The sequence below is a fragment of the Pseudomonas sp. GNP013 genome (assembly GCF_054343995.1).
The window spans coordinates 478,052-499,041 of the sequence record NZ_JBTGUT010000001.1 but is presented as its reverse complement, the minus strand read 5'-3'; the positions used below and the strand labels follow the sequence as shown (position 1 = coordinate 499,041).

Below are 20,990 nucleotides of genomic sequence, written 5' to 3'. Positions count from 1 at the left end.
TGACAGCTGTCGGTGTTTTGTGAGCGTCGAACTTTCGGTTCATCTCGTCTTCACACACCGCAATCTGATGCTTCTACTTGTTTCCAAGTCAGGAGTAGTCAAATTGCTTGGGTGTTATATGGTCAAGCCTCACGGGCAATTAGTATTGGTTAGCTCAACGCCTCACAGCGCTTACACACCCAACCTATCAACGTCGTAGTCTTCGACGGCCCTTCAGGGAACTCAAGGTTCCAGTGAGATCTCATCTTGAGGCTAGTTTCCCGCTTAGATGCTTTCAGCGGTTATCTATTCCGAACATAGCTACCCGGCAATGCCACTGGCGTGACAACCGGAACACCAGAGGTTCGTCCACTCCGGTCCTCTCGTACTAGGAGCAGCCCCTCTCAAATCTCAAACGTCCACGGCAGATAGGGACCGAACTGTCTCACGACGTTCTAAACCCAGCTCGCGTACCACTTTAAATGGCGAACAGCCATACCCTTGGGACCGGCTTCAGCCCCAGGATGTGATGAGCCGACATCGAGGTGCCAAACACCGCCGTCGATATGAACTCTTGGGCGGTATCAGCCTGTTATCCCCGGAGTACCTTTTATCCGTTGAGCGATGGCCCTTCCATACAGAACCACCGGATCACTAAGACCTACTTTCGTACCTGCTCGACGTGTCTGTCTCGCAGTCAAGCGCGCTTTTGCCTTTATACTCTACGACCGATTTCCGACCGGTCTGAGCGCACCTTCGTACTCCTCCGTTACTCTTTAGGAGGAGACCGCCCCAGTCAAACTACCCACCATACACTGTCCTCGATCCGGATAACGGACCTGAGTTAGAACCTCAAAGTTGCCAGGGTGGTATTTCAAGGTTGGCTCCACGCAGACTGGCGTCCACGCTTCAAAGCCTCCCACCTATCCTACACAAGCAAATTCAAAGTCCAGTGCAAAGCTATAGTAAAGGTTCACGGGGTCTTTCCGTCTAGCCGCGGATACACTGCATCTTCACAGCGATTTCAATTTCACTGAGTCTCGGGTGGAGACAGCGCCGCCATCGTTACGCCATTCGTGCAGGTCGGAACTTACCCGACAAGGAATTTCGCTACCTTAGGACCGTTATAGTTACGGCCGCCGTTTACCGGGGCTTCGATCAAGAGCTTCGCGTTAGCTAACCCCATCAATTAACCTTCCGGCACCGGGCAGGCGTCACACCCTATACGTCCACTTTCGTGTTTGCAGAGTGCTGTGTTTTTAATAAACAGTCGCAGCGGCCTGGTATCTTCGACCGGCATGAGCTTACGGAGCAAGTCCTTCACCCTCACCGGCGCACCTTCTCCCGAAGTTACGGTGCCATTTTGCCTAGTTCCTTCACCCGAGTTCTCTCAAGCGCCTTGGTATTCTCTACCCAACCACCTGTGTCGGTTTGGGGTACGGTTCCTGGTTACCTGAAGCTTAGAAGCTTTTCTTGGAAGCATGGCATCAACCACTTCGTGTTCTAAAAGAACACTCGTCATCAGCTCTCGGCCTTAAGATCCCGGATTTACCTAAGATCTCAGCCTACCACCTTAAACTTGGACAACCAACGCCAAGCTGGCCTAGCCTTCTCCGTCCCTCCATCGCAATAACCAGAAGTACAGGAATATTAACCTGTTTTCCATCGACTACGCTTTTCAGCCTCGCCTTAGGGACCGACTAACCCTGCGTCGATTAACGTTGCGCAGGAAACCTTGGTCTTTCGGCGTGGGTGTTTTTCACACCCATTGTCGTTACTCATGTCAGCATTCGCACTTCTGATACCTCCAGCAAGCTTCTCAACTCACCTTCACAGGCTTACAGAACGCTCCTCTACCGCATCACTTACGTGATACCCGTAGCTTCGGTGTATGGTTTGAGCCCCGTTACATCTTCCGCGCAGGCCGACTCGACTAGTGAGCTATTACGCTTTCTTTAAAGGGTGGCTGCTTCTAAGCCAACCTCCTAGCTGTCTAAGCCTTCCCACATCGTTTCCCACTTAACCATAACTTTGGGACCTTAGCTGACGGTCTGGGTTGTTTCCCTTTTCACGACGGACGTTAGCACCCGCCGTGTGTCTCCCATGCTCGGCACTTGTAGGTATTCGGAGTTTGCATCGGTTTGGTAAGTCGGGATGACCCCCTAGCCGAAACAGTGCTCTACCCCCTACAGTGATACATGAGGCGCTACCTAAATAGCTTTCGAGGAGAACCAGCTATCTCCGAGCTTGATTAGCCTTTCACTCCGATCCACAGGTCATCCGCTAACTTTTCAACGGTAGTCGGTTCGGTCCTCCAGTTAGTGTTACCCAACCTTCAACCTGCCCATGGATAGATCGCCCGGTTTCGGGTCTATTCCCAGCGACTAGACGCCCTATTAAGACTCGCTTTCGCTACGCCTCCCCTATTCGGTTAAGCTCGCCACTGAAAATAAGTCGCTGACCCATTATACAAAAGGTACGCAGTCACCCAACAAAGTGGGCTCCCACTGCTTGTACGCATACGGTTTCAGGATCTATTTCACTCCCCTCTCCGGGGTTCTTTTCGCCTTTCCCTCACGGTACTAGTTCACTATCGGTCAGTCAGTAGTATTTAGCCTTGGAGGATGGTCCCCCCATATTCAGACAAAGTTTCTCGTGCTCCGTCCTACTCGATTTCATGACTAAGAGATTTTCGCGTACAGGGCTATCACCCACTATGGCCGCACTTTCCAGAGCGTTCCGCTAATCTCAAAGCCACTTAAGGGCTAGTCCCCGTTCGCTCGCCACTACTAAGGGAATCTCGGTTGATTTCTTTTCCTCAGGGTACTTAGATGTTTCAGTTCCCCTGGTTCGCCTCTTACGCCTATGTATTCAGCGTAAGATAACCATCTTATGATGGCTGGGTTCCCCCATTCAGACATCTCCGGATCAAAGTCTGTTTGCCGACTCCCCGAAGCTTTTCGCAGGCTACCACGTCTTTCATCGCCTCTGACTGCCAAGGCATCCACCGTATGCGCTTCTTCACTTGACCATATAACCCCAAGCAATCTGGTTATACTGTGAAGACAACATTCGCCGAAAATTCGAATTTCTCAGTTAAGAGAACTCACAAATTTTACCTTAGCCTGATCCGTTACCAGTGAAAGTAACGTTCAGTCTATCTTTCTATCACATACCCAAATTTTTAAAGAACGATCTAATCAAAGACTAGAAATCAATATTCACGTCAGAATATTCATTTCTAAACTCTAACAGCAGAAGCAGTTAATGGTGGAGCCAAACGGGATCGAACCGTTGACCTCCTGCGTGCAAGGCAGGCGCTCTCCCAGCTGAGCTATGGCCCCATAACAAAATTGGTGGGTCTGGGCAGATTCGAACTGCCGACCTCACCCTTATCAGGGGTGCGCTCTAACCAACTGAGCTACAGACCCAATTTCGAGCGCGTAACTGATTAGCTAAGAGCTATCAGCTTGGAGCTTAAAGCTGCTTCTATCGTCTTCTTCAATGAATCAAGCAATTCGTGTGGGAACTTATGGAGCAGCTGATGTCGTCGATTAAGGAGGTGATCCAGCCGCAGGTTCCCCTACGGCTACCTTGTTACGACTTCACCCCAGTCATGAATCACACCGTGGTAACCGTCCTCCCGAAGGTTAGACTAGCTACTTCTGGTGCAACCCACTCCCATGGTGTGACGGGCGGTGTGTACAAGGCCCGGGAACGTATTCACCGCGACATTCTGATTCGCGATTACTAGCGATTCCGACTTCACGCAGTCGAGTTGCAGACTGCGATCCGGACTACGATCGGTTTTGTGGGATTAGCTCCACCTCGCGGCTTGGCAACCCTCTGTACCGACCATTGTAGCACGTGTGTAGCCCAGGCCGTAAGGGCCATGATGACTTGACGTCATCCCCACCTTCCTCCGGTTTGTCACCGGCAGTCTCCTTAGAGTGCCCACCATTACGTGCTGGTAACTAAGGACAAGGGTTGCGCTCGTTACGGGACTTAACCCAACATCTCACGACACGAGCTGACGACAGCCATGCAGCACCTGTCTCAATGTTCCCGAAGGCACCAATCTATCTCTAGAAAGTTCATTGGATGTCAAGGCCTGGTAAGGTTCTTCGCGTTGCTTCGAATTAAACCACATGCTCCACCGCTTGTGCGGGCCCCCGTCAATTCATTTGAGTTTTAACCTTGCGGCCGTACTCCCCAGGCGGTCAACTTAATGCGTTAGCTGCGCCACTAAAAGCTCAAGGCTTCCAACGGCTAGTTGACATCGTTTACGGCGTGGACTACCAGGGTATCTAATCCTGTTTGCTCCCCACGCTTTCGCACCTCAGTGTCAGTATTAGTCCAGGTGGTCGCCTTCGCCACTGGTGTTCCTTCCTATATCTACGCATTTCACCGCTACACAGGAAATTCCACCACCCTCTACCATACTCTAGTCAGTCAGTTTTGAATGCAGTTCCCAGGTTGAGCCCGGGGATTTCACATCCAACTTAACAAACCACCTACGCGCGCTTTACGCCCAGTAATTCCGATTAACGCTTGCACCCTCTGTATTACCGCGGCTGCTGGCACAGAGTTAGCCGGTGCTTATTCTGTCGGTAACGTCAAAACAATCACGTATTAGGTAACTGCCCTTCCTCCCAACTTAAAGTGCTTTACAATCCGAAGACCTTCTTCACACACGCGGCATGGCTGGATCAGGCTTTCGCCCATTGTCCAATATTCCCCACTGCTGCCTCCCGTAGGAGTCTGGACCGTGTCTCAGTTCCAGTGTGACTGATCATCCTCTCAGACCAGTTACGGATCGTCGCCTTGGTGAGCCATTACCCCACCAACTAGCTAATCCGACCTAGGCTCATCTGATAGCGCAAGGCCCGAAGGTCCCCTGCTTTCTCCCGTAGGACGTATGCGGTATTAGCGTCCGTTTCCGAACGTTATCCCCCACTACCAGGCAGATTCCTAGGCATTACTCACCCGTCCGCCGCTCTCAAGAGAAGCAAGCTTCTCTCTACCGCTCGACTTGCATGTGTTAGGCCTGCCGCCAGCGTTCAATCTGAGCCATGATCAAACTCTTCAGTTCAAACATCTTTGGGTTTTTAAGAAACCCTAAACTTGGCTCAGCAATCGTTGGTTATTCTTTGATTTCTCGCGGAGTAACTTGTGATGCTGATAATCTTGTTGACTATCAGTCTGACTCCACAAGCACCCACACGAATTGCTTGATTCAGTTGTTAAAGAGCGGTTGGTTAAGATCTTTCGTCTCAACCGAGGCGCGCATTCTACAGCAGCCTCATTTGCTGTCAAGTGATTATTTTCAGAAGCTTTCGAAGAATTCTTCAACAACTTCAACCACTTGCGCTTCCGATCTCTCGTTAGCGGGAGGCGAATTCTACAGCGTTACACGCTGCTGTCAACACCTCTTTTTCTCCGCTTTCGACCGAGAAGATCGAAACGTTAATAGCGCCAGACAACACCGCACTATCAACTTCTTCTGGACTTCGATGAACTGAAGCAACTCACTGTCGAATCTTGCGTAACTACTTGTTTACCAAGGAGTTTTCCGTTTCGACTGCGCCGGAAGTGGGGCGAATTATAGACTTCCAGAATCTGCCGTCAAGCACTAATTACACTTTTGTTGCAGAAGCTGGTTTTTTTGCAATAAGCCGGGGAATACGGCGCATCACAGGCGGAATTCGCAGTACCAGAAGCAACGCGCCTATAGAGGCATAGATCGCCCACTCCTTCAGATCCGCTCGTACGATCCATAACATGTGCAGCAACCCAAGCCCGAGAACGCCATACACAAGCCGGTGCAGCCTCTTCCAACGACTACCCAGTCGCCGCTGGCTATAGCGATTCGACGTGACCGCAAGCACCAGCAAACACAGAAAGCCCAACGCTCCAACAATAATGTATGGCCGCTTGCGCAACTCAACGCCCAGCTGCGACCAATCCAACCCCAGCACGAAAACGCAATAAGCTGCCAGGTGCAGCACCACGTAAGCGAAACACCACAACCCCAATTGCCGGCGCACGGCTATCCACCCCGCCCAGCCACTCAGTTTTTGCAGGGGCGTCATGCACAGGGTGATCAGCAACAGAATCAAGGTGCCCAGGCCAAGCCGATCAACCAGGACTTTACCCGGATCCGGACCGAGCGCAGAACTCCACGCCTCATAGAGCCAGAACAACGGCCATACACCCGCTGCAATAAAGACGCCGATGCGCCAGATGGGATAGCGCATCAGTAGTTCTTCCGCAAATCCAGACCGGTATATAGAGAAGCGACCTCATCCCCATAGCCGTTGAACATCTGAGTCTCCCGAACATTCGGGCTGAACAGGCCACTCGGCAACCGCCGCTCCCGGGCCTGTGTCCAGCGTGGATGGTCAACCGTAGGGTTCACGTTCGCATAAAAGCCGTACTCATCGGCCGCGATACTCTGCCAAGTCGTCTTAGGCTGCTCACTCACCAGACTGATACGCACAATGGACTTCACACTCTTGAAGCCATACTTCCACGGCACCACCAAGCGCAAAGGCGCACCATTCTGATTGGGCAACTCACGCCCATACATGCCGACGGCAAGAATCGCCAGCGGGTTCATCGCCTCATCCAGGCGCAACCCTTCTACATAGGGCCAGTCGATCAGGCCGAAATTCGAGCGCTGCCCAGGCATGCTTTTTGGATCTTGAAGGGTTTCGAAACGAATGTACTTGGCCTTGGACGTAGGCTCGACCTGCTTGAGCAAGGCCGAAATTGGAAAACCGATCCAGGGAATGACCATCGACCACGCCTCAACGCAGCGCAGACGGTAGATTCGCTCTTCCAACTGATAGGGCTTCATGAAGTCTTCCAGAGCATAGCGCCCTGGCTTGCCGACTTCACCATCGATCACCACACTCCAGGGTTCGGTCTTGAGTGAACCCGCGTTATTCGCCGGGTCACCCTTATCGGTACCGAACTCATAGAAATTGTTGTAATGGGTCGCGTCCTTGAACGGTGTGATGGCCTCGTCCTTGACGGTGACCGCATTCCATTGCGTACCAGGCAACTTTTCGGTGAACCAACTCGGCGCCCTGCCCGGCTCGACATCGGCATAGCGGGCCGCGTCCTCGGCACTCGCCCAACGCGGCAGGCTGGCTGCAGCCATACCGGCAAGCGCACCGCCGAGTATGCTGCGGCGAGAGAGGTAAAAGGATTCAGGCGTGACATCCGATTCGTGGCAATCGGACGCTTTAGGCAGTTTGATTAACATGGCAACTCCGCAGCATTGGAGGACAGATGCACCAATAGACTGCGGAGTATGGGGGAAATTACATTAAGACAATGTTTTGTCCCGACGCATATGCAGCAGATACTGAACCGGCCCGGAAGCCGCGTAGACCAGGAAAGCCAGCAGCAAGATGCGCGGCGGATCGCTGAATACCACTGCAAACACCAGCACCACTACCAGAATGGCCACGAAAGGCACCCGACCCTTGAGGTCAAACTCCTTGAAGCTGTTGTACTTGATGTTGCTGACCATCAGCATCCCGGCAGCCGCTACCATCAGCGCCACCAGGAACGACATTTTCGAACCCTGGATGCCGTAGTCACTGAATGCCCAGACAATCCCCGCAACCACGCCGGCAGCTGCCGGGCTGGCGAGGCCGATGAAGTAGCGCTTGTCGGCAGTACCGACTTGTGTATTGAAACGCGCCAGGCGCAACGCGGCGCCTGCCACATAGATGAAGGCAACCATCCAGCCCACCTTGCCCATGTCACCCAGCGCCCAGGCAAATGCCAGCAGCGCGGGCGCCACACCAAAGGCAACCATGTCCGACAGCGAGTCGTACTCGGCGCCGAAGGCACTCTGGGTATTGGTCATTCGCGCTACACGACCATCAAGGCCGTCCAGCACCATGGCCACGAAAATGGCGATGGCGGCAAAACCGAAATACTTGCTGGCACTTGCCGCGTCACCTGCCGCCAGCGCGCTCTGGGCACTCATGGAATTGATGATGGAATAGAAGCCGGCAAACAGGTTCGCCGTGGTGAACAGGTTCGGCAGCAAATAGATGCCACGATGCCGGACCTTGCGGCCTTCAGCGTCATGCCCTTCTTCGACATGTTCATCGATGGGCAGCATGCTTTCGGCGTCGTAAGCCTGGTTTGGCTCTTCGGGACGTTCGCTCATGGACTTTACCTTGCAACGGTGTGAAAAAAATTCGACAAATACTTGCGGCGAGTGTTCGCCCGCAAACGATGCAGCTTTATACCAGAACACGCCTCCCAAACGAAAAAACGCGGCCTAGGCCGCGTTTTCCCTTGATACGTACGACTTAGTTCTTGGCTTTGTCGACGATCTTGTTGGCACCGATCCACGGCATCATGGAGCGCAGTTGCTCGCCGATGACTTCGATACCGTGAGCGGCGTTGTTGCGACGCTTGGCGGTCATCGAAGGGTAGCCGGTAGCACCTTCGCTGATGAACATCTTGGCGTATTCGCCGTCCTGAATACGTTTCAGAGCGTTGCGCATCGCCTGACGGGACTCGGCGTTGATCACTTCCGGGCCAGTCACGTACTCGCCGTATTCGGCGTTGTTGGAGATCGAGTAGTTCATGTTGGCGATACCGCCTTCGTACATGAGGTCAACGATCAGCTTCAGTTCGTGCAGGCATTCGAAGTAGGCCATTTCCGGCGCGTAGCCCGCTTCAACCAGGGTTTCGAAACCGGCTTTGACCAGCTCGACGGTGCCGCCGCACAGCACGGCCTGTTCGCCGAACAGGTCGGTTTCGGTCTCGTCCTTGAAGGTGGTTTCGATGATGCCGGTACGACCGCCACCCACGCCGGAGGCGTAGGACAGCGCAACGTTTTTGGCGTTGCCGGACGCGTCCTGATAGATCGCGATCAGGTCAGGGATACCGCCGCCTTTGACGAATTCAGAACGCACGGTGTGGCCCGGTGCTTTCGGCGCGATCATGATCACGTCGAGGTCGGCACGCGGCACAACCTGGTTGTAATGAATCGCAAAGCCGTGGGAGAAGGCCAGGGTGGCGCCCTTTTTGATGTTCGGCTCGATTTCATTCTTGTACAGCGCGGACTGGAACTCGTCCGGGGTCAGGATCATGACCACGTCGGCAGCCGCCACAGCGGAAGCCACGTCGGTCACTTTCAGGCCGTGGGCCTCAGCCTTGGCAACGGTAGCCGAGCCTTTGCGCAGGCCGACGGTGACGTCAACGCCGGAGTCCTTGAGGTTGCAAGCTTGCGCGTGCCCCTGGGAACCGTAGCCGATGATGGCGACTTTCTTGCCCTGGATGATCGACAGGTCACAATCTTTATCGTAATAAACTTTCATGAGGTTCCTCTATATATCCAGGCCGTAAGGCCATTCGCTAATTTGGGTTAGATGCTGAGTACTTTGTCGCCACGGGCAATCCCGGTGACACCACTGCGTACGGTTTCCAGAATCGAGGCCGTCCCGATCGACTGGATGAAGCTGTCCAGCTTGTCGCTGGTACCGGTCAGTTGAACGGTATAAACGCTGGCGCTCACATCGACGATCTGCCCGCGATAAATGTCGGTGGTCCGCTTGATCTCGGCACGTTGGGCACCCGTAGCCTTGACCTTGACCAGCATCAGCTCGCGCTCGATGTGGGCACTTTCAGACAGGTCGACCAGCTTGACCACCTCGATCAGCTTGTTGAGGTTCTTGGTGATCTGCTCGATCACCTCATCGTGGCCAACAGTAGTTAACGTCAGGCGCGACAGCGTCGGGTCTTCGGTCGGTGCCACGGTCAGGCTTTCGATGTTGTAGTTGCGTTGCGAAAACAGGCCGACAACACGAGACAGAGCGCCGGGTTCGTTCTCCAGAAGCAGGGAGATGATGTGCCGCATGATTAAGTACGCTCCGTCTTGTTCAGCCACATGTCGCGCATGGAGCCGTCTTTGATCTGCATCGGATAGACGTGCTCACTGGTGTCCACTTGAATATCGAGGAACACCAGGCGGTCCTTCATGGCGAATGCCTCTTCCATCTTCGGCTTCAGATCTTTCAGATCGGTGATGCGCATGCCGACGTGGCCATAGGCTTCAACCAACTTGACGAAATCCGGCAACGATTCCATGTAGGAATGGGAGTGACGGCTGCCGTAGCTCATGTCCTGCCACTGACGAACCATACCCAGCACGCCGTTGTTCAGGCAGACGATCTTCACCGGCAGGCCGTACTGCAGGCATGTTGACAATTCCTGAATGTTCATCTGGATGCTGCCCTCGCCGGTGACGCAGGCGACGTCGGCATCCGGGAAGCTCAGTTTCACGCCCATGGCCGCAGGAAAACCAAAACCCATCGTGCCCAGGCCACCTGAGTTGATCCAGCGGTTGGGCTTGTCGAAGGTGTAGTACTGCGCCGCGAACATCTGATGCTGGCCCACATCGGAGGTTACAAAGGCATCGCCCTTGGTCACTTCGCACAGGGTTTCGATCACGGTTTGCGGTTTGATGATGCTGCCGTCGCCCTTGTTGTAAGGGAACAGGCCGCGATCACCGCGCCACTCGTCGATCTGCTTCCACCAACTGGCGACGGATTCCTTGTTCGGCGTTTCGCCAATATCCTTGAGTGCAGCGACCATTTCGGTCAATACGCTCTCCACAGGTCCCACGATCGGCACGTCAGCCTTGATGGTCTTGGAGATGGATGCCGGATCGATGTCGATATGGATGATCTTGGCATTTGGGCAGAATTTGCTCGCGCCGTTGATCACTCGGTCATCGAACCGCGCGCCCACGGCCAGGATCACGTCAGCGTGGTGCATGGCCTGGTTGGCGGTGTAGCTGCCGTGCATGCCGAGCATACCGACGAACTGACGGTCGGTGCCCGGGAAGGCGCCGAGACCCATCAGGGTGTTGGTCACCGGCAAGTTGAGCAGCCTGGCCAGCTCAGTCAACTGTGCGGAGCCGCCGCCCAGAATCACGCCACCACCGGAATAAAGCACAGGGCGCTTGGCCGCCAGGAGCATTTCTGCCGCCTTGCGGATCTGCCCCGAGTGCCCACGCACGGCCGGGCTGTAGGAACGCAGCTTGGCTTTCTTCGGAAAGATGTATTCGAATTTTTCAGCCGGATTGGTCATGTCTTTCGGGATATCGACCACCACAGGGCCCGGGCGACCGGACTGTGCGAGGTAGAACGCCTTCTTCATGACTTCCGGGATCTCCGACGCGTGCTTGATCATGAAGCTGTGTTTCACGATCGGCCGGGAGATACCGATCATGTCGGTTTCCTGGAATGCGTCGGTGCCCACCAGGGTGCTGGCCACCTGGCCGGAGATGATCACCATCGGAATGGAGTCCATATACGCAGTCGCGATGCCGGTAATGGCATTGGTTGCGCCTGGGCCGGACGTTACCAGGACCACGCCGGCTTTACCGGTGGCACGGGCATAACCGTCAGCCATATGGGTCGCGGCCTGTTCGTGGCGAACCAGGATGTGGGTAACAGCCGGTTCCTTGAACAGTGCGTCATAAACATGAAGCAGAGCACCACCTGGGTACCCGTAGATATAGTCGACGCCTTCGTCACGCAAAAAGCGGACGAGCATCTCACCGCCAGATAAAAGCTCCACGTTGTTCACCTCTAAAACGCCAGAATACCGTCCGTTGAAAAACCGACGGGTCTTAATAGGTTTACTTCTCAACAGAGCATGAGCGACGGTGGTCGCCGACTACGTCAGCACTGACTGAGCAAGTATTGGGATCGTCCCAAGTGTTGCGGGATTTTCCCACCCAGCGCGAGGTAACGCGTTGCGGGTGTAACAGGTCGGCGCGGATATGCGCCTCATGATCTGCCGAGCGGGCCTGCTTCTGGCAGTCCCGATACAGCGGACTTTGGATTCTTCTGTTTCAGGCCGTTCAAGTCAAGCAATAATTGCGCTTTTTTCCAACTAAGCGCATGAGAACGCAGAAGAAAGGCGTTTGATGAGGGATAAAACTCGCCTGAATGTCGTCAAGCGGTAGAAATATGCGCAAGACTGCCGAAAAACCCGACAGCCAGGCAATTAACGAGCGTCGACGATCAATTGGTCGAACTTTTTCAGCGCATTGCGCAATCCAAGGCTTTCCCGTGGCCGATCGGCATAAACCATCTCGGCCATCTCCAGAATCCCTGAAGCGTTGGGCAATGGCAGATCCTGTTCAAGAATCTGCTTCATGCGTACCAGGAAGATCCACTGCAGCCACTGGTGAAAGTCCAGGGTGTCGACCGAGAAAGGCTCGACACTGCTGAGCGCCTCCATGCTGGGGGATTGCTCATCCCACCAGCCTTGCACACGCAACTCGCGCTCAATCAGCAATAACTGTTCGGCAATCGCTGGAAAACGCCCATCCATCAGAGGCTGACCTTGGCTTTCTGGCGGGCCTGGGCAGCGCCGGCGGCGTCGCCCTGGGCCGCACGCGCATCACCGATCAAGGCCCACAGGCTGGCTTGCAGGTCGGGACGACCGTTGGCCAGACTCAGCCCACGACGGGCGAACTGTTCGGCTTGCGGCGCATCGCCCTGGGCCATGCGCACTTGCGCCAGGCGATACAGCACTTGCGGTTCACGCGGCGCCACACGCTGGGCGCGCTCAAGGCTTGAGGATGCGCCGTTCAAATCGCCACCAGCCTGCTGTTGCTGGGCGGTGGTGAGCAAGGCCAGTACCGGACCATCCAGTTGTTCGTCAGCAGACAAGCCACCGCCGGAGGAGGACGGAACGCCGCTGGGCGACGAAGGCATGCTGTACGACCCCTGATTGATCGGTGCCGCCTGAACCGGCGCGGTGTCGATCGGTGCGGAGCTGCTCGGACCGGGTGTCCACGGTTCGGCACTGATCGGCGCCGCAGTGGCGGCGCCGCTGCCCGGCACCATCACCACCACGCCGGAATCCTGAGGCATTGCCTGAGGTTTGGCCTGCGCCGGGCGGTTGGTCACGGTCTGGCGGAACCCGCCATTGGCCGAGATCCGGTCATTGCTGGAAGCGTTGCTGCTCGCATCCACCACGGGAATCGAGCCGCGCTGCACGCTGGAGCAACCGCCCAGCAAGGCCAGGACAGTAATAGCTGGAATCCACAACTTGTTCACTTGAAACCCTCGTTTGCTTAATGCATCCAGCCCTTGACCCAATCCATCACCGAATCCGCATCCGCAGGCGCACTGCCACCGCATGCGGGACCGGGTGGTGGCTCGCTGCCGCGAATATACGGCATCTGCACCGCACCCGGACAGTTGGCATCAGAACCTTGCCCACTGTGCGGATCAATCCAGGCCTGCACGATGTTGTCCGGCTGCGGCATATTCAGCGGCAGCGGATCGGCCTTGCGCATGAAACTGGTCCACACCTGCAGCGCACCGGTCGCGCCGGTGAACGGCGTCTTGCCGTTGTCGTCGCGGCCCAGCCACACCACCGCCAGCACATCCTGGCCGAAGCCGGCGAACCAGCTGTCACGCGAATCGTTACTGGTACCGGTCTTGCCCGCCAGTGTGAGGTTCGATGGCAGGACTTTATAGACCGAGCTACCCGTACCTTCACGCATCACGCGTTGCATGGCGTTCTGGATGAGGTAAATGGAGCCTGCATCGAAGCGCTGCTGAATCTGGAACGGGTAACGCTTGAGCGGCTCACCGTCGGCCGTGAGCACGCTGCGAATCCCGCGCATCGGCGTGTTGAAGCCCCCGTTGGCAAGGGTCTGGTACATGGTCGCGACTTCCATCGGCGTCATCGCACCCGCCCCCAGCAGGATCGACGGGAACGCCGGGAATTCGCGAGTGATACCCAGCCGCGCCAGCGTTTTGAGCACATTCGGCACGCCCACTTCGAGGCCCAGCCGCGAGGTCGAGATATTGTAGGAATGCGCGAGCCCTTGATAAAGGAACACCGTGCCATGGGAGCGTCTATCAAAGTTCTGCGGCGTCCACACCTGGCCATCAGCCCCCTTGACCGATAACGGATCATCGGAGAGCCAACTGGTGAGGGTGTATTTGCTCGGTTTTTCCAACGCAGTGAGGTAGACCGCCGGCTTGACCAGCGAGCCAATCGGCCGCACCGCATCCAGTGCGCGGTTGAAGCCGGCAAAACTGGCCTGACGGCTGCCGATCATGGCCTGAACTTCACCGGTTTCCGGGTTGGTCACGACCATGGCCGCTTCCACTTCATCGGAACCTTTACGCCCGGTAAGACGCTTGAAGGTGTCGTTGACGGACGCCTCGGCTTTCATCTGCAGAATCGGGTCAAAACTGGTGAAGATGCGCAGGCCCTCTTCGGTCAAGTCTTCGTCGCGGTAGTCTTCACGCAACTGGCGTTTGACCAGGTCGATAAAGCCCGGGAAGGAGCTGTCCGCCAGCTTGCCACGAGTCGTCACACCCAGAGGCATTTTCTTCGCTGCGGCGACCTGTTCAGCGGTAGCGACGCCTTGCTGTTCAAGCACATCCAAGACCAGGTTGCGACGCTCCAGCGCGCGCTCCGGGTTGCGCCGCGGGTTGTAGTAGGACGGCCCCTTGACCATGCCCACCAGCAACGCGACTTGATGCAGCTTCAACTCGGACAGCGGTTGGCCAAAGAAGAACTGGCTGGCCAGACCGAAACCGTGCACCGCGCGCTGGCCATCCTGGCCGACGAAGACCTCGTTGAGATACGCCTCGAGAATCTCCTGCTTGCTGTAGTGCAGCTCCAGCAGCATGGCCATCATGGCTTCGGTGAGCTTGCGGGTCAGGCTGCGCTCACTGGTGAGGTAGAAGTTCTTGACCAATTGTTGCGTCAGCGTACTGCCGCCCTGAGTCATCTTGCCGCCGGATGTGTTGACCCAGATGGCACGCGCAATCGACTTCGGCGACACGCCCCAGTGGCTGTAGAAATCGCGGTCTTCCACGGCGACCAGGGTTTCCAACAGATAAGGCGGCACCTGATCGAGCTTGATCAGGATGCGGTCTTCCAGGTTTTTAGGATAAATCCCACCGATCATCAGCGGTTCAAGGCGCACCACCGGCAGCTTCGAGCCGTTTAGCGACGACAGCTCGGCCACGTAGTCACCGGAAAACCGCACGCGAACCGGCTGGGCTTTTTCCAGCCCTTCATAGAACTGGAAGCCGCGCGTGTTCAAGTCCACGGTATTGCCGCTGACAGCCGCAGAACCCGGGCCATTGCTCACGGGCTCGCGGCGATAGCCCAAAGCATCGAGTTCGGTGAGGAAGTCGTCCTTGCTCAGCTTCTGGCCGGTAAACAGCTCCAGCGGGCGGGCGTAGACCTTGGCCGGAATGGTCCAGCGCTTGCCGGAGAATTTCTCCTGCACCACCGCATCGAGGTACACCGCGAAGCCGGCGAGCACTACCAGGCCCACGAGGCCGAGCTTGAGCGCCCAGCCAAGCCATGGGCGCAGGCCACGGGAAGGAGGTTTTTTACGGGAACGGGGAGATCGGGATCGAGTCATGGCGGCGGATTATACGCACTTTATTTGATGATCAACATGAGCCGGACAGCGGTTTGCACGACCGCCCGTAGCGGCCATAATGCCCGCCATGAATTTTTCCAGACTCTGAAGGATCGCCCGTGAGCCAGTCCCTGATCGCTGCCCTGCAAAACCCGGCGTTGTACCCGCATCCGGTTGAAGCGTTCCACGTCATTGAGACCCATATTTCCTGGGTCATCCTCACCGGCCCCTACGCCTATAAATTGAAGAAACCGATGAACTTCGGCTTCCTGGATTTCACCGATCTGGAAAAACGCGGTCACTTCTGCAATGAAGAATTGCGCCTCAACCAGCGCCTGACCAAAGATTTGTATCTTGAGGTGTTGCCAATTACCGGCACTGCCGAATCTCCACAGCTGGGCGGCGACGGACCGGTGATCGAATACGCGCTGAAAATGCGCCAGTTCCCGCAAAGCCAGATGCTCAGCACCTTGCAGGCCAATGGCGAGCTGACCAGTGCACACATCGACGAGATGGCCAGGCAGATCGCGCAGTTTCACCTCACCGCGCCAAAAGTCCCACAGGAGCATGCGGCCGGCACGCCGGACGAAGTGATGGCGCCAGTGCGGCAGAACTTCGAACAAATTCGTCCCTTCCTCAGCGACAAGGCCGACCTTCTGCAGCTCGAAGCGCTGCAAGCCTGGGCCGAAAGCAGCTTCGATCGCCTCAAGCCGCTGCTGGCCCAGCGCAAGGCCGAGGGTTTTACCCGTGAATGTCACGGTGATATCCACTTGGGCAACGCCACCGTGATTGATGGCCAGGTGGTGATTTTCGACTGCATCGAATTCAACGAGCCGTTTCGTTTCACCGACGTGTACGCCGACACCGGCTTCCTGGCCATGGACCTGGAAGACCGTGGGCTCAAGTCGCTGGCACGGCGCTTTATCAGCCAGTACCTGGAACTGACGGGCGATTATCAGGGCCTGGAAGTGCTGAATTTCTACAAGGCTTACCGCGCGTTGGTACGCGCCAAGGTCGCGCTGTTCAGCATGCCGAGCGAAGCAAGCGCGGTGCAACGCGCCACCACGCTGCGCCAGTACCGCAACTACGCCAACCTGGCGGAGAGCTACAGCACCATTCCGTCGCGCTTCCTGGCGATTACCCACGGTGTGTCGGCGGTGGGCAAGAGCACCGTCAGCATGCGTCTGGTCGAAGCGCTGGGCGCCGTGCGCCTGCGTTCGGACGTGGAGCGCAAGCGTCTGTTTGGTGAGCAGCAGGTTGAAAACGCGCCACAGGCGGGCATTTATGCGGTAGATGCCAGCGCGAAAACCTACGCGCGCCTGAACGAAATCGCCGACACCGTGCTGCGCGCCGGCTTCCCGGTGGTGCTGGACGCTACCTTTCTGAAACGCGAGCAGCGCGAAGCCGCCGCCAAGGTCGCCGAAGCCACAGGCGCGCCGTTTCTGATTCTGGATTGCAACGCACCGCAAGCGGTTATCGCCAACTGGTTGGCGCAGCGTCAGGCAGATAAGAGCGATCCTTCCGACGCTACGCTGGCGGTTATCGGCGAACAGCACGCCAATCGCGATCCGCTGACAGCCGAGGAGTTGATCCTCAGCCAACGGGTAGAAACCAATGAAAGCGGCACGCTGGATGCGTTGGTTGCGCATATTCGTCAGCGCTTGCCGGGCCTGTAAGAAAAGTTTCTTGGTCGTGTCGTCGGCTTCGTCGCACGACCCAGAAATAGTGGCACTATAATGGCTTACTACCTCCAGCTGGTATTGCCATCATGAGTCAGCCGAAGCTTCTCGATACCCCGCTCTACTCGCTTTTGCATAAAGACGATATTCGCGGCTTCAATCAGGAACGCCCCAAAGACGGCGTGATCGACATGCGCGGTGGCGATTTCCGTGGGCTGGACCTGCGTGAACTGGACGCCGCGGGTGTGGATTTCACTGACGCGTATTTCCGCTCCGCTGATTTGCGCGGCCTGGATCTGCGCGATTGCCCATTGGAAGGTGCAAGCCTGGCCCACGCGCAGATCTCCGGGACTTACTTTCCGCCGCAATTGACTGCCGATGAGATCCTTATGTCGGTCAACTTCGGAACGCGCCTGCGCTATCGCACCAGATAACGCCCTTTTATGACGCCCGGCCACGCAGGACGCGTGGCACGGACGCTGCCGTCAAAATTTTCGCGCCATTCTTATAAGCATTTGGCCGTTTCTTCGTAAAGAATCACGCTTTTCCTGCTGAGCGCTACACTCCTTTTCAGGCTTGCCTGGTCACGATACCCACCGCACCATTCGGCCGTCGCAAGGAGGCTTGATGAACGATGAGCTGCAACTCCTGAAAAATCTTGGCAAGACGTCGGCGCAATGGCTGCATGCGGTGGGCATCCACAGTGCCTCCGACCTGCGCCGCCTGGGCGCGGTCGACGCATACCGCGCCGTGCGCACGCGCGGCTTCCGTGCCTCGAAAGTGTTGTTATATGCCATCGAGGGGGCGTTGCTGAATGTTCACTGGAATGACATCCCTGCCGAACGCAAGGAAGCGTTGAATCGCCAGCTGGACGCCATTGCAGCGCGCCAGAAGAATTAAGTCACGGGGCTGTTTCGAACAAGCGTTTGAGGAAAACACAGCGTCGTTCAAAATCAGCTGTTGACTCTCAAATGAGAATCGTTATGATTATCACAACTGGTCGCGAGATCAGCCGATAACTGAAAGACCATTGGTTCGGACTCTCAGATTATCTCCTCATCAGGCTAATCACGGTTATTTGACCCGGCTCTTGCCGGGTCTTTTTTTGCCCGTAAGAAAGTCCTGCTAGCGAGCAATGATCAGCGGATGTCCACGTTCCGGGTGCGGCTGCACCAACACATCAAGGCCAAATACGGCTTTGAGCGGGCCGGGCCGCAAGACCTGCGCCGGCGTGTCCAATGCATGAGGACGTCCCTTTTCCAGCAGCAGAATTCGGTCGCAATAACGTGCGGCCAGGTTCAAGTCATGCAGAATCACCAGCACTGCCGCGCCTTGATCGGCAAAAGTGCGTATCGCCTGCAAGACAGTGTGCTGGTGCAGTGGGTCAAGCATTGATGTCGGCTCGTCCAACAGCAACGTCTGCCCCGTCTCACCCGGCCATAACTGCGCCAAAACCCGCGCCAGGTGCACACGCTGACGCTCGCCGCCGGACAGCGAGAGGTAGCTGCGACCGATCAAGTGCCCGACATCCGACGCCTGCAACGCGGCCTCAATGATTTCATCATCACGTACTCGCCCGGTTTGATGGGGCAGGCGCCCCATGCCAACCACCTCTTCGACGCGAAAGGCAAAATCCAGGGTCGAGGACTGGGGCAGCACGGCCAGGCGCTGGGCGCGTTGCGCGCCGCTCCAGTGCTTCAACTCCTGCTGGTCCAGCCACACCTTGCCCTGGTCGGGCTGCAACTCACCGCACAATGCACCGAGCAAGGTACTTTTGCCGGCGCCATTCGGGCCCAGTACACCGAGCACCTCACCCGGCAACAGCGCCAGGGTGACATTCGCCAATACGGTTGTGCGACCCCGACGAACCTGCAGCGCCTCTACTCGCAGCATCAGGCGCGCCCCCGCAACAAGAGATAAAGAAAAAACGGCGCGCCGATAAACGCCGTCACAATCCCGATCGGCAATTCAGCCGGTGCCAGCGCCAGGCGAGCCACCAGATCGGCAAACAACAGCAGACTCGCACCCGCCAATATTGAGGCGGGTAGCAACACCCGATGGTCGGGACCGGCCAGCAATCGCACCAGATGGGGCACCACCAACCCAACAAACCCGATCATCCCCGCCGCCGCCACCGCCGCGCCTACGCCGAGCGCCGTACAAAACACCAGTTCACGCTTGAGCCCTTCGACATCAATACCCAAGTGCCCAGCCTCGGACTCGCCCAGCAACAGCGCATTCAACGCCTTCGCGCGGCGCGGCAGCCACAGCGCCACCGCCGCGCTCACCAGCAATAAAGGCCACAACCGAGAATAACTGGCGCCGTTCAGGCTCCCCAGGTTCCAGAAGGTCAAGGTGCGCAAGGTGGCGTCGTCCGCCAGATAAGTGAACAGGCCTACCGCAGAACCGGCCAACGCGGTCAGGGCGATGCCGGCCAGCAGCATAGTCGCCACATGGGTCTGCCCGTTTCGCCGGCCCAGACGGTAAACCAGCGCCGTCACGCCCAAACCGCCGAGGAATGCACACAACGACAAAAGATAAGGGCCGACCGCATCCGGCAAGCCGCCGAACAACGAACCGCCAACAATCGCGACCGCCGCGCCCAACGCAGCACCGCTGGACACACCCACCAACCCGGGATCGGCCAACGGGTTGCGAAACAAACCCTGCATCGCCACGCCCGACAACGCCAGCACGCCACCGACCGCCAGGCCCAGCAAGGTGCGCGGCAAACGGATCTGCCCAAGGATCAGCTCCGCCTGCTCCAACCCTTGAGGGTCAATCGGCAAGCCCATCAAACGCAAAGCGGCCCTGAGCGTATCCAGCAACGGCAGGCTGACAGGGCCCAGGGCCAACGAAAGCCAGATCGCAAGGACACATAACAATGCCAAGCCAATAAACAGGGTCTTGGGTCTGACCAATGTCGTCATGGGGCGGATTCAGCCTGAGACGGATAAAACCCGGCAGACAGTTTCACCAGGCTTTGCGGCAGACGCGGTCCGAGCCCGCCCACCAACAGGGTTGGGTCCAGTTCAACCACGCGGCCATTTTTGGCGGCAGGCGTTGCGGCCAGGATCGGATTTTCCTTGAACAACGCCGCACGCGCCGCTTCGCCGGTCAGGGCCCGATCGGCAAACACCAGTACATCCGGACTCAAACCCGCCAGCGACTCGGCCGAGAACGGCTTGTAACCGGTGTGGGTCGCCAGGTTATGCCCGCCCGCCTGTTGCAACAGCCAATCCGCCGCCGTGTCCTTGCCGGCGATCAGCGGCTTGCCCCCCGCGTGGCCGAGCAGCAGCAATACACCTGGCGCCTGTTGCGTGGTCTGCGCCTTGACGACCGCGCTTTTCTGCTGATTCAGTGCCTGCTCGTATCCGCTAAACAATTGGCGAGCCTTGGCCTCATTGCCCAGCAACTTGCCCAAATGCTCAAGGTTGCCCTTGAGGGTTGGCAAATCCGCCTGCGCGGAGAACATCTCCACTTGCACACCCGCGCCGCGTACCTGCGCCAGTACCGGCGGCGGGCCCATTTCTTCGGTGCCGATGAGTACCTGCGGGCGCAAGCTCAGAATGCCTTCAGCCGACAATTGCCGCTGATAACCGATACTGGGCAGCGCCTTGACCGACTCGGGATGCTGACTGGTAGTGTCCACCCCCACCAGTGTCGACTCGCCACCCAGGGCGACCACCCACTCGGTCAGCGCGCCACCGGCACTCACCCAGCGTTGTGGCAGTTCCGAGGCGTGCGCCCCGGGGTTGACCAGCAGTCCGACAACAAGCGCGATAGCGCTGGTACACAGGCGCATAACAGGGTTTCCTTCCAAGGGACGAAGCCGCTCCGGCACTCGTTGATGTGACAGATAAACGCTGCCGGGCATC

At 57.1% G+C, this 20,990-nt stretch carries 14 protein-coding genes, 2 tRNA genes, 2 rRNA genes and 1 pseudogene; 3 read left to right on the top strand and 16 right to left on the bottom strand.

Translation table 11 applies throughout. The features are described 5' to 3' along the window. Positions 1-118 precede the first annotated feature (118 nt). The 13 genes from ACXX81_RS02295 to mrcB all read right to left on the bottom strand — a co-directional run bounded on the left by ACXX81_RS02295 (position 119) and on the right by mrcB (position 15,433). A 23S ribosomal RNA gene (locus tag ACXX81_RS02295) occupies positions 119-3,010 on the bottom strand. A gap of 237 nt (positions 3,011-3,247) precedes the next feature. Continuing rightward, positions 3,248-3,323, bottom strand: a tRNA-Ala gene (locus tag ACXX81_RS02290). Between the two features lie 10 nt (positions 3,324-3,333). Then, positions 3,334-3,410, bottom strand: a tRNA-Ile gene (locus ACXX81_RS02285). A gap of 124 nt (positions 3,411-3,534) precedes the next feature. After that, positions 3,535-5,071: ribosomal RNA gene (locus ACXX81_RS02280) — 16S ribosomal RNA — on the bottom strand. Together the 16S and 23S rRNA genes with 2 tRNA genes alongside form the textbook arrangement of a ribosomal RNA operon. A 544-nt stretch (positions 5,072-5,615) precedes the next feature. Continuing rightward, the gene (gene msrQ / locus ACXX81_RS02275; RefSeq protein WP_209984819.1) at positions 5,616-6,236 is read right to left on the bottom strand and encodes a protein-methionine-sulfoxide reductase heme-binding subunit MsrQ; all 621 of its coding nucleotides are present in this window, start codon (positions 6,234-6,236) and stop codon (positions 5,616-5,618) included. Beyond that, complete coding sequence (gene msrP / locus ACXX81_RS02270; RefSeq protein ID WP_209984822.1) at positions 6,236-7,249, bottom strand: protein-methionine-sulfoxide reductase catalytic subunit MsrP; 1,014 nt, start codon at positions 7,247-7,249, stop codon at positions 6,236-6,238. The genes msrQ and msrP overlap by 1 nt, the downstream gene beginning before the upstream one ends. 63 nt (positions 7,250-7,312) lie before the next feature. Then, complete coding sequence (gene pssA / locus ACXX81_RS02265) at positions 7,313-8,170, bottom strand: CDP-diacylglycerol--serine O-phosphatidyltransferase (protein ID WP_003234985.1); 858 nt, start codon at positions 8,168-8,170, stop codon at positions 7,313-7,315. 145 nt (positions 8,171-8,315) lie between these two features. Continuing rightward, complete coding sequence (gene ilvC, locus ACXX81_RS02260; protein ID WP_003234988.1) at positions 8,316-9,332, bottom strand: ketol-acid reductoisomerase; 1,017 nt, start codon at positions 9,330-9,332, stop codon at positions 8,316-8,318. A gap of 47 nt (positions 9,333-9,379) precedes the next feature. Then, positions 9,380-9,871 (bottom strand): acetolactate synthase small subunit, encoded by a 492-nt coding sequence (gene ilvN / locus ACXX81_RS02255; protein ID WP_003176102.1) that lies wholly within the window; start codon positions 9,869-9,871, stop codon positions 9,380-9,382. Between the two features lie 2 nt (positions 9,872-9,873). Next, on the bottom strand, positions 9,874-11,598 hold the full coding sequence (locus ACXX81_RS02250) for an acetolactate synthase 3 large subunit (RefSeq protein WP_209984825.1): 1,725 nt from the start codon (positions 11,596-11,598) through the stop codon (positions 9,874-9,876). A 432-nt stretch (positions 11,599-12,030) separates the two neighbouring features. Beyond that, complete coding sequence (locus tag ACXX81_RS02245) at positions 12,031-12,360, bottom strand: YqcC family protein (protein ID WP_209984841.1); 330 nt, start codon at positions 12,358-12,360, stop codon at positions 12,031-12,033. Further along, a complete protein-coding gene (locus tag ACXX81_RS02240; RefSeq protein WP_209984844.1) occupies positions 12,360-13,091 on the bottom strand; it encodes a tetratricopeptide repeat protein in 732 nt (243 codons plus the stop codon). Before ACXX81_RS02240 ends, ACXX81_RS02245 begins: the two co-directional genes overlap by 1 nt. 17 nt (positions 13,092-13,108) lie before the next feature. Next, a complete protein-coding gene (gene mrcB, locus ACXX81_RS02235) occupies positions 13,109-15,433 on the bottom strand; it encodes a penicillin-binding protein 1B (RefSeq protein WP_209984847.1) in 2,325 nt (774 codons plus the stop codon). A gap of 119 nt (positions 15,434-15,552) precedes the next feature. On the opposite strand from mrcB, the gene ACXX81_RS02230 reads away from it, so the two are divergent. The 3 genes from ACXX81_RS02230 (at position 15,553) to ACXX81_RS02220 (ending at position 18,012) form a co-directional block, all read left to right on the top strand. Continuing rightward, positions 15,553-17,109: a bifunctional aminoglycoside phosphotransferase/ATP-binding protein gene (locus ACXX81_RS02230; protein ID WP_458571139.1), complete on the top strand. Its 1,557-nt coding sequence runs from the start codon at positions 15,553-15,555 to the stop codon at positions 17,107-17,109. Between the two features lie 92 nt (positions 17,110-17,201). Then, positions 17,202-17,546, top strand: a complete 345-nt coding sequence (locus ACXX81_RS02225) for a pentapeptide repeat-containing protein (RefSeq protein ID WP_209984853.1) — start codon at positions 17,202-17,204, stop codon at positions 17,544-17,546. Positions 17,547-17,739: 193 nt separating this feature from the next. Next, positions 17,740-18,012, top strand: a complete 273-nt coding sequence (locus ACXX81_RS02220; RefSeq protein ID WP_209984856.1) for a TfoX/Sxy family protein — start codon at positions 17,740-17,742, stop codon at positions 18,010-18,012. 225 nt (positions 18,013-18,237) lie between these two features. On the opposite strand, the pseudogene ACXX81_RS02215 reads toward ACXX81_RS02220, so the two are convergent. From ACXX81_RS02215 to ACXX81_RS02205, 3 genes and pseudogenes are all read right to left on the bottom strand, one after another. Beyond that, positions 18,238-18,957, bottom strand: a pseudogene (locus tag ACXX81_RS02215) (heme ABC transporter ATP-binding protein); the annotation flags it as partial. Positions 18,958-19,004: 47 nt separating this feature from the next. Then, on the bottom strand, positions 19,005-20,042 hold the full coding sequence (locus tag ACXX81_RS02210) for a FecCD family ABC transporter permease (RefSeq protein ID WP_458571138.1): 1,038 nt from the start codon (positions 20,040-20,042) through the stop codon (positions 19,005-19,007). Beyond that, positions 20,039-20,917, bottom strand: a complete 879-nt coding sequence (locus ACXX81_RS02205; RefSeq protein WP_458571137.1) for a heme/hemin ABC transporter substrate-binding protein — start codon at positions 20,915-20,917, stop codon at positions 20,039-20,041. Before ACXX81_RS02205 ends, ACXX81_RS02210 begins: the two co-directional genes overlap by 4 nt. Positions 20,918-20,990: the final 73 nt, after the last annotated feature.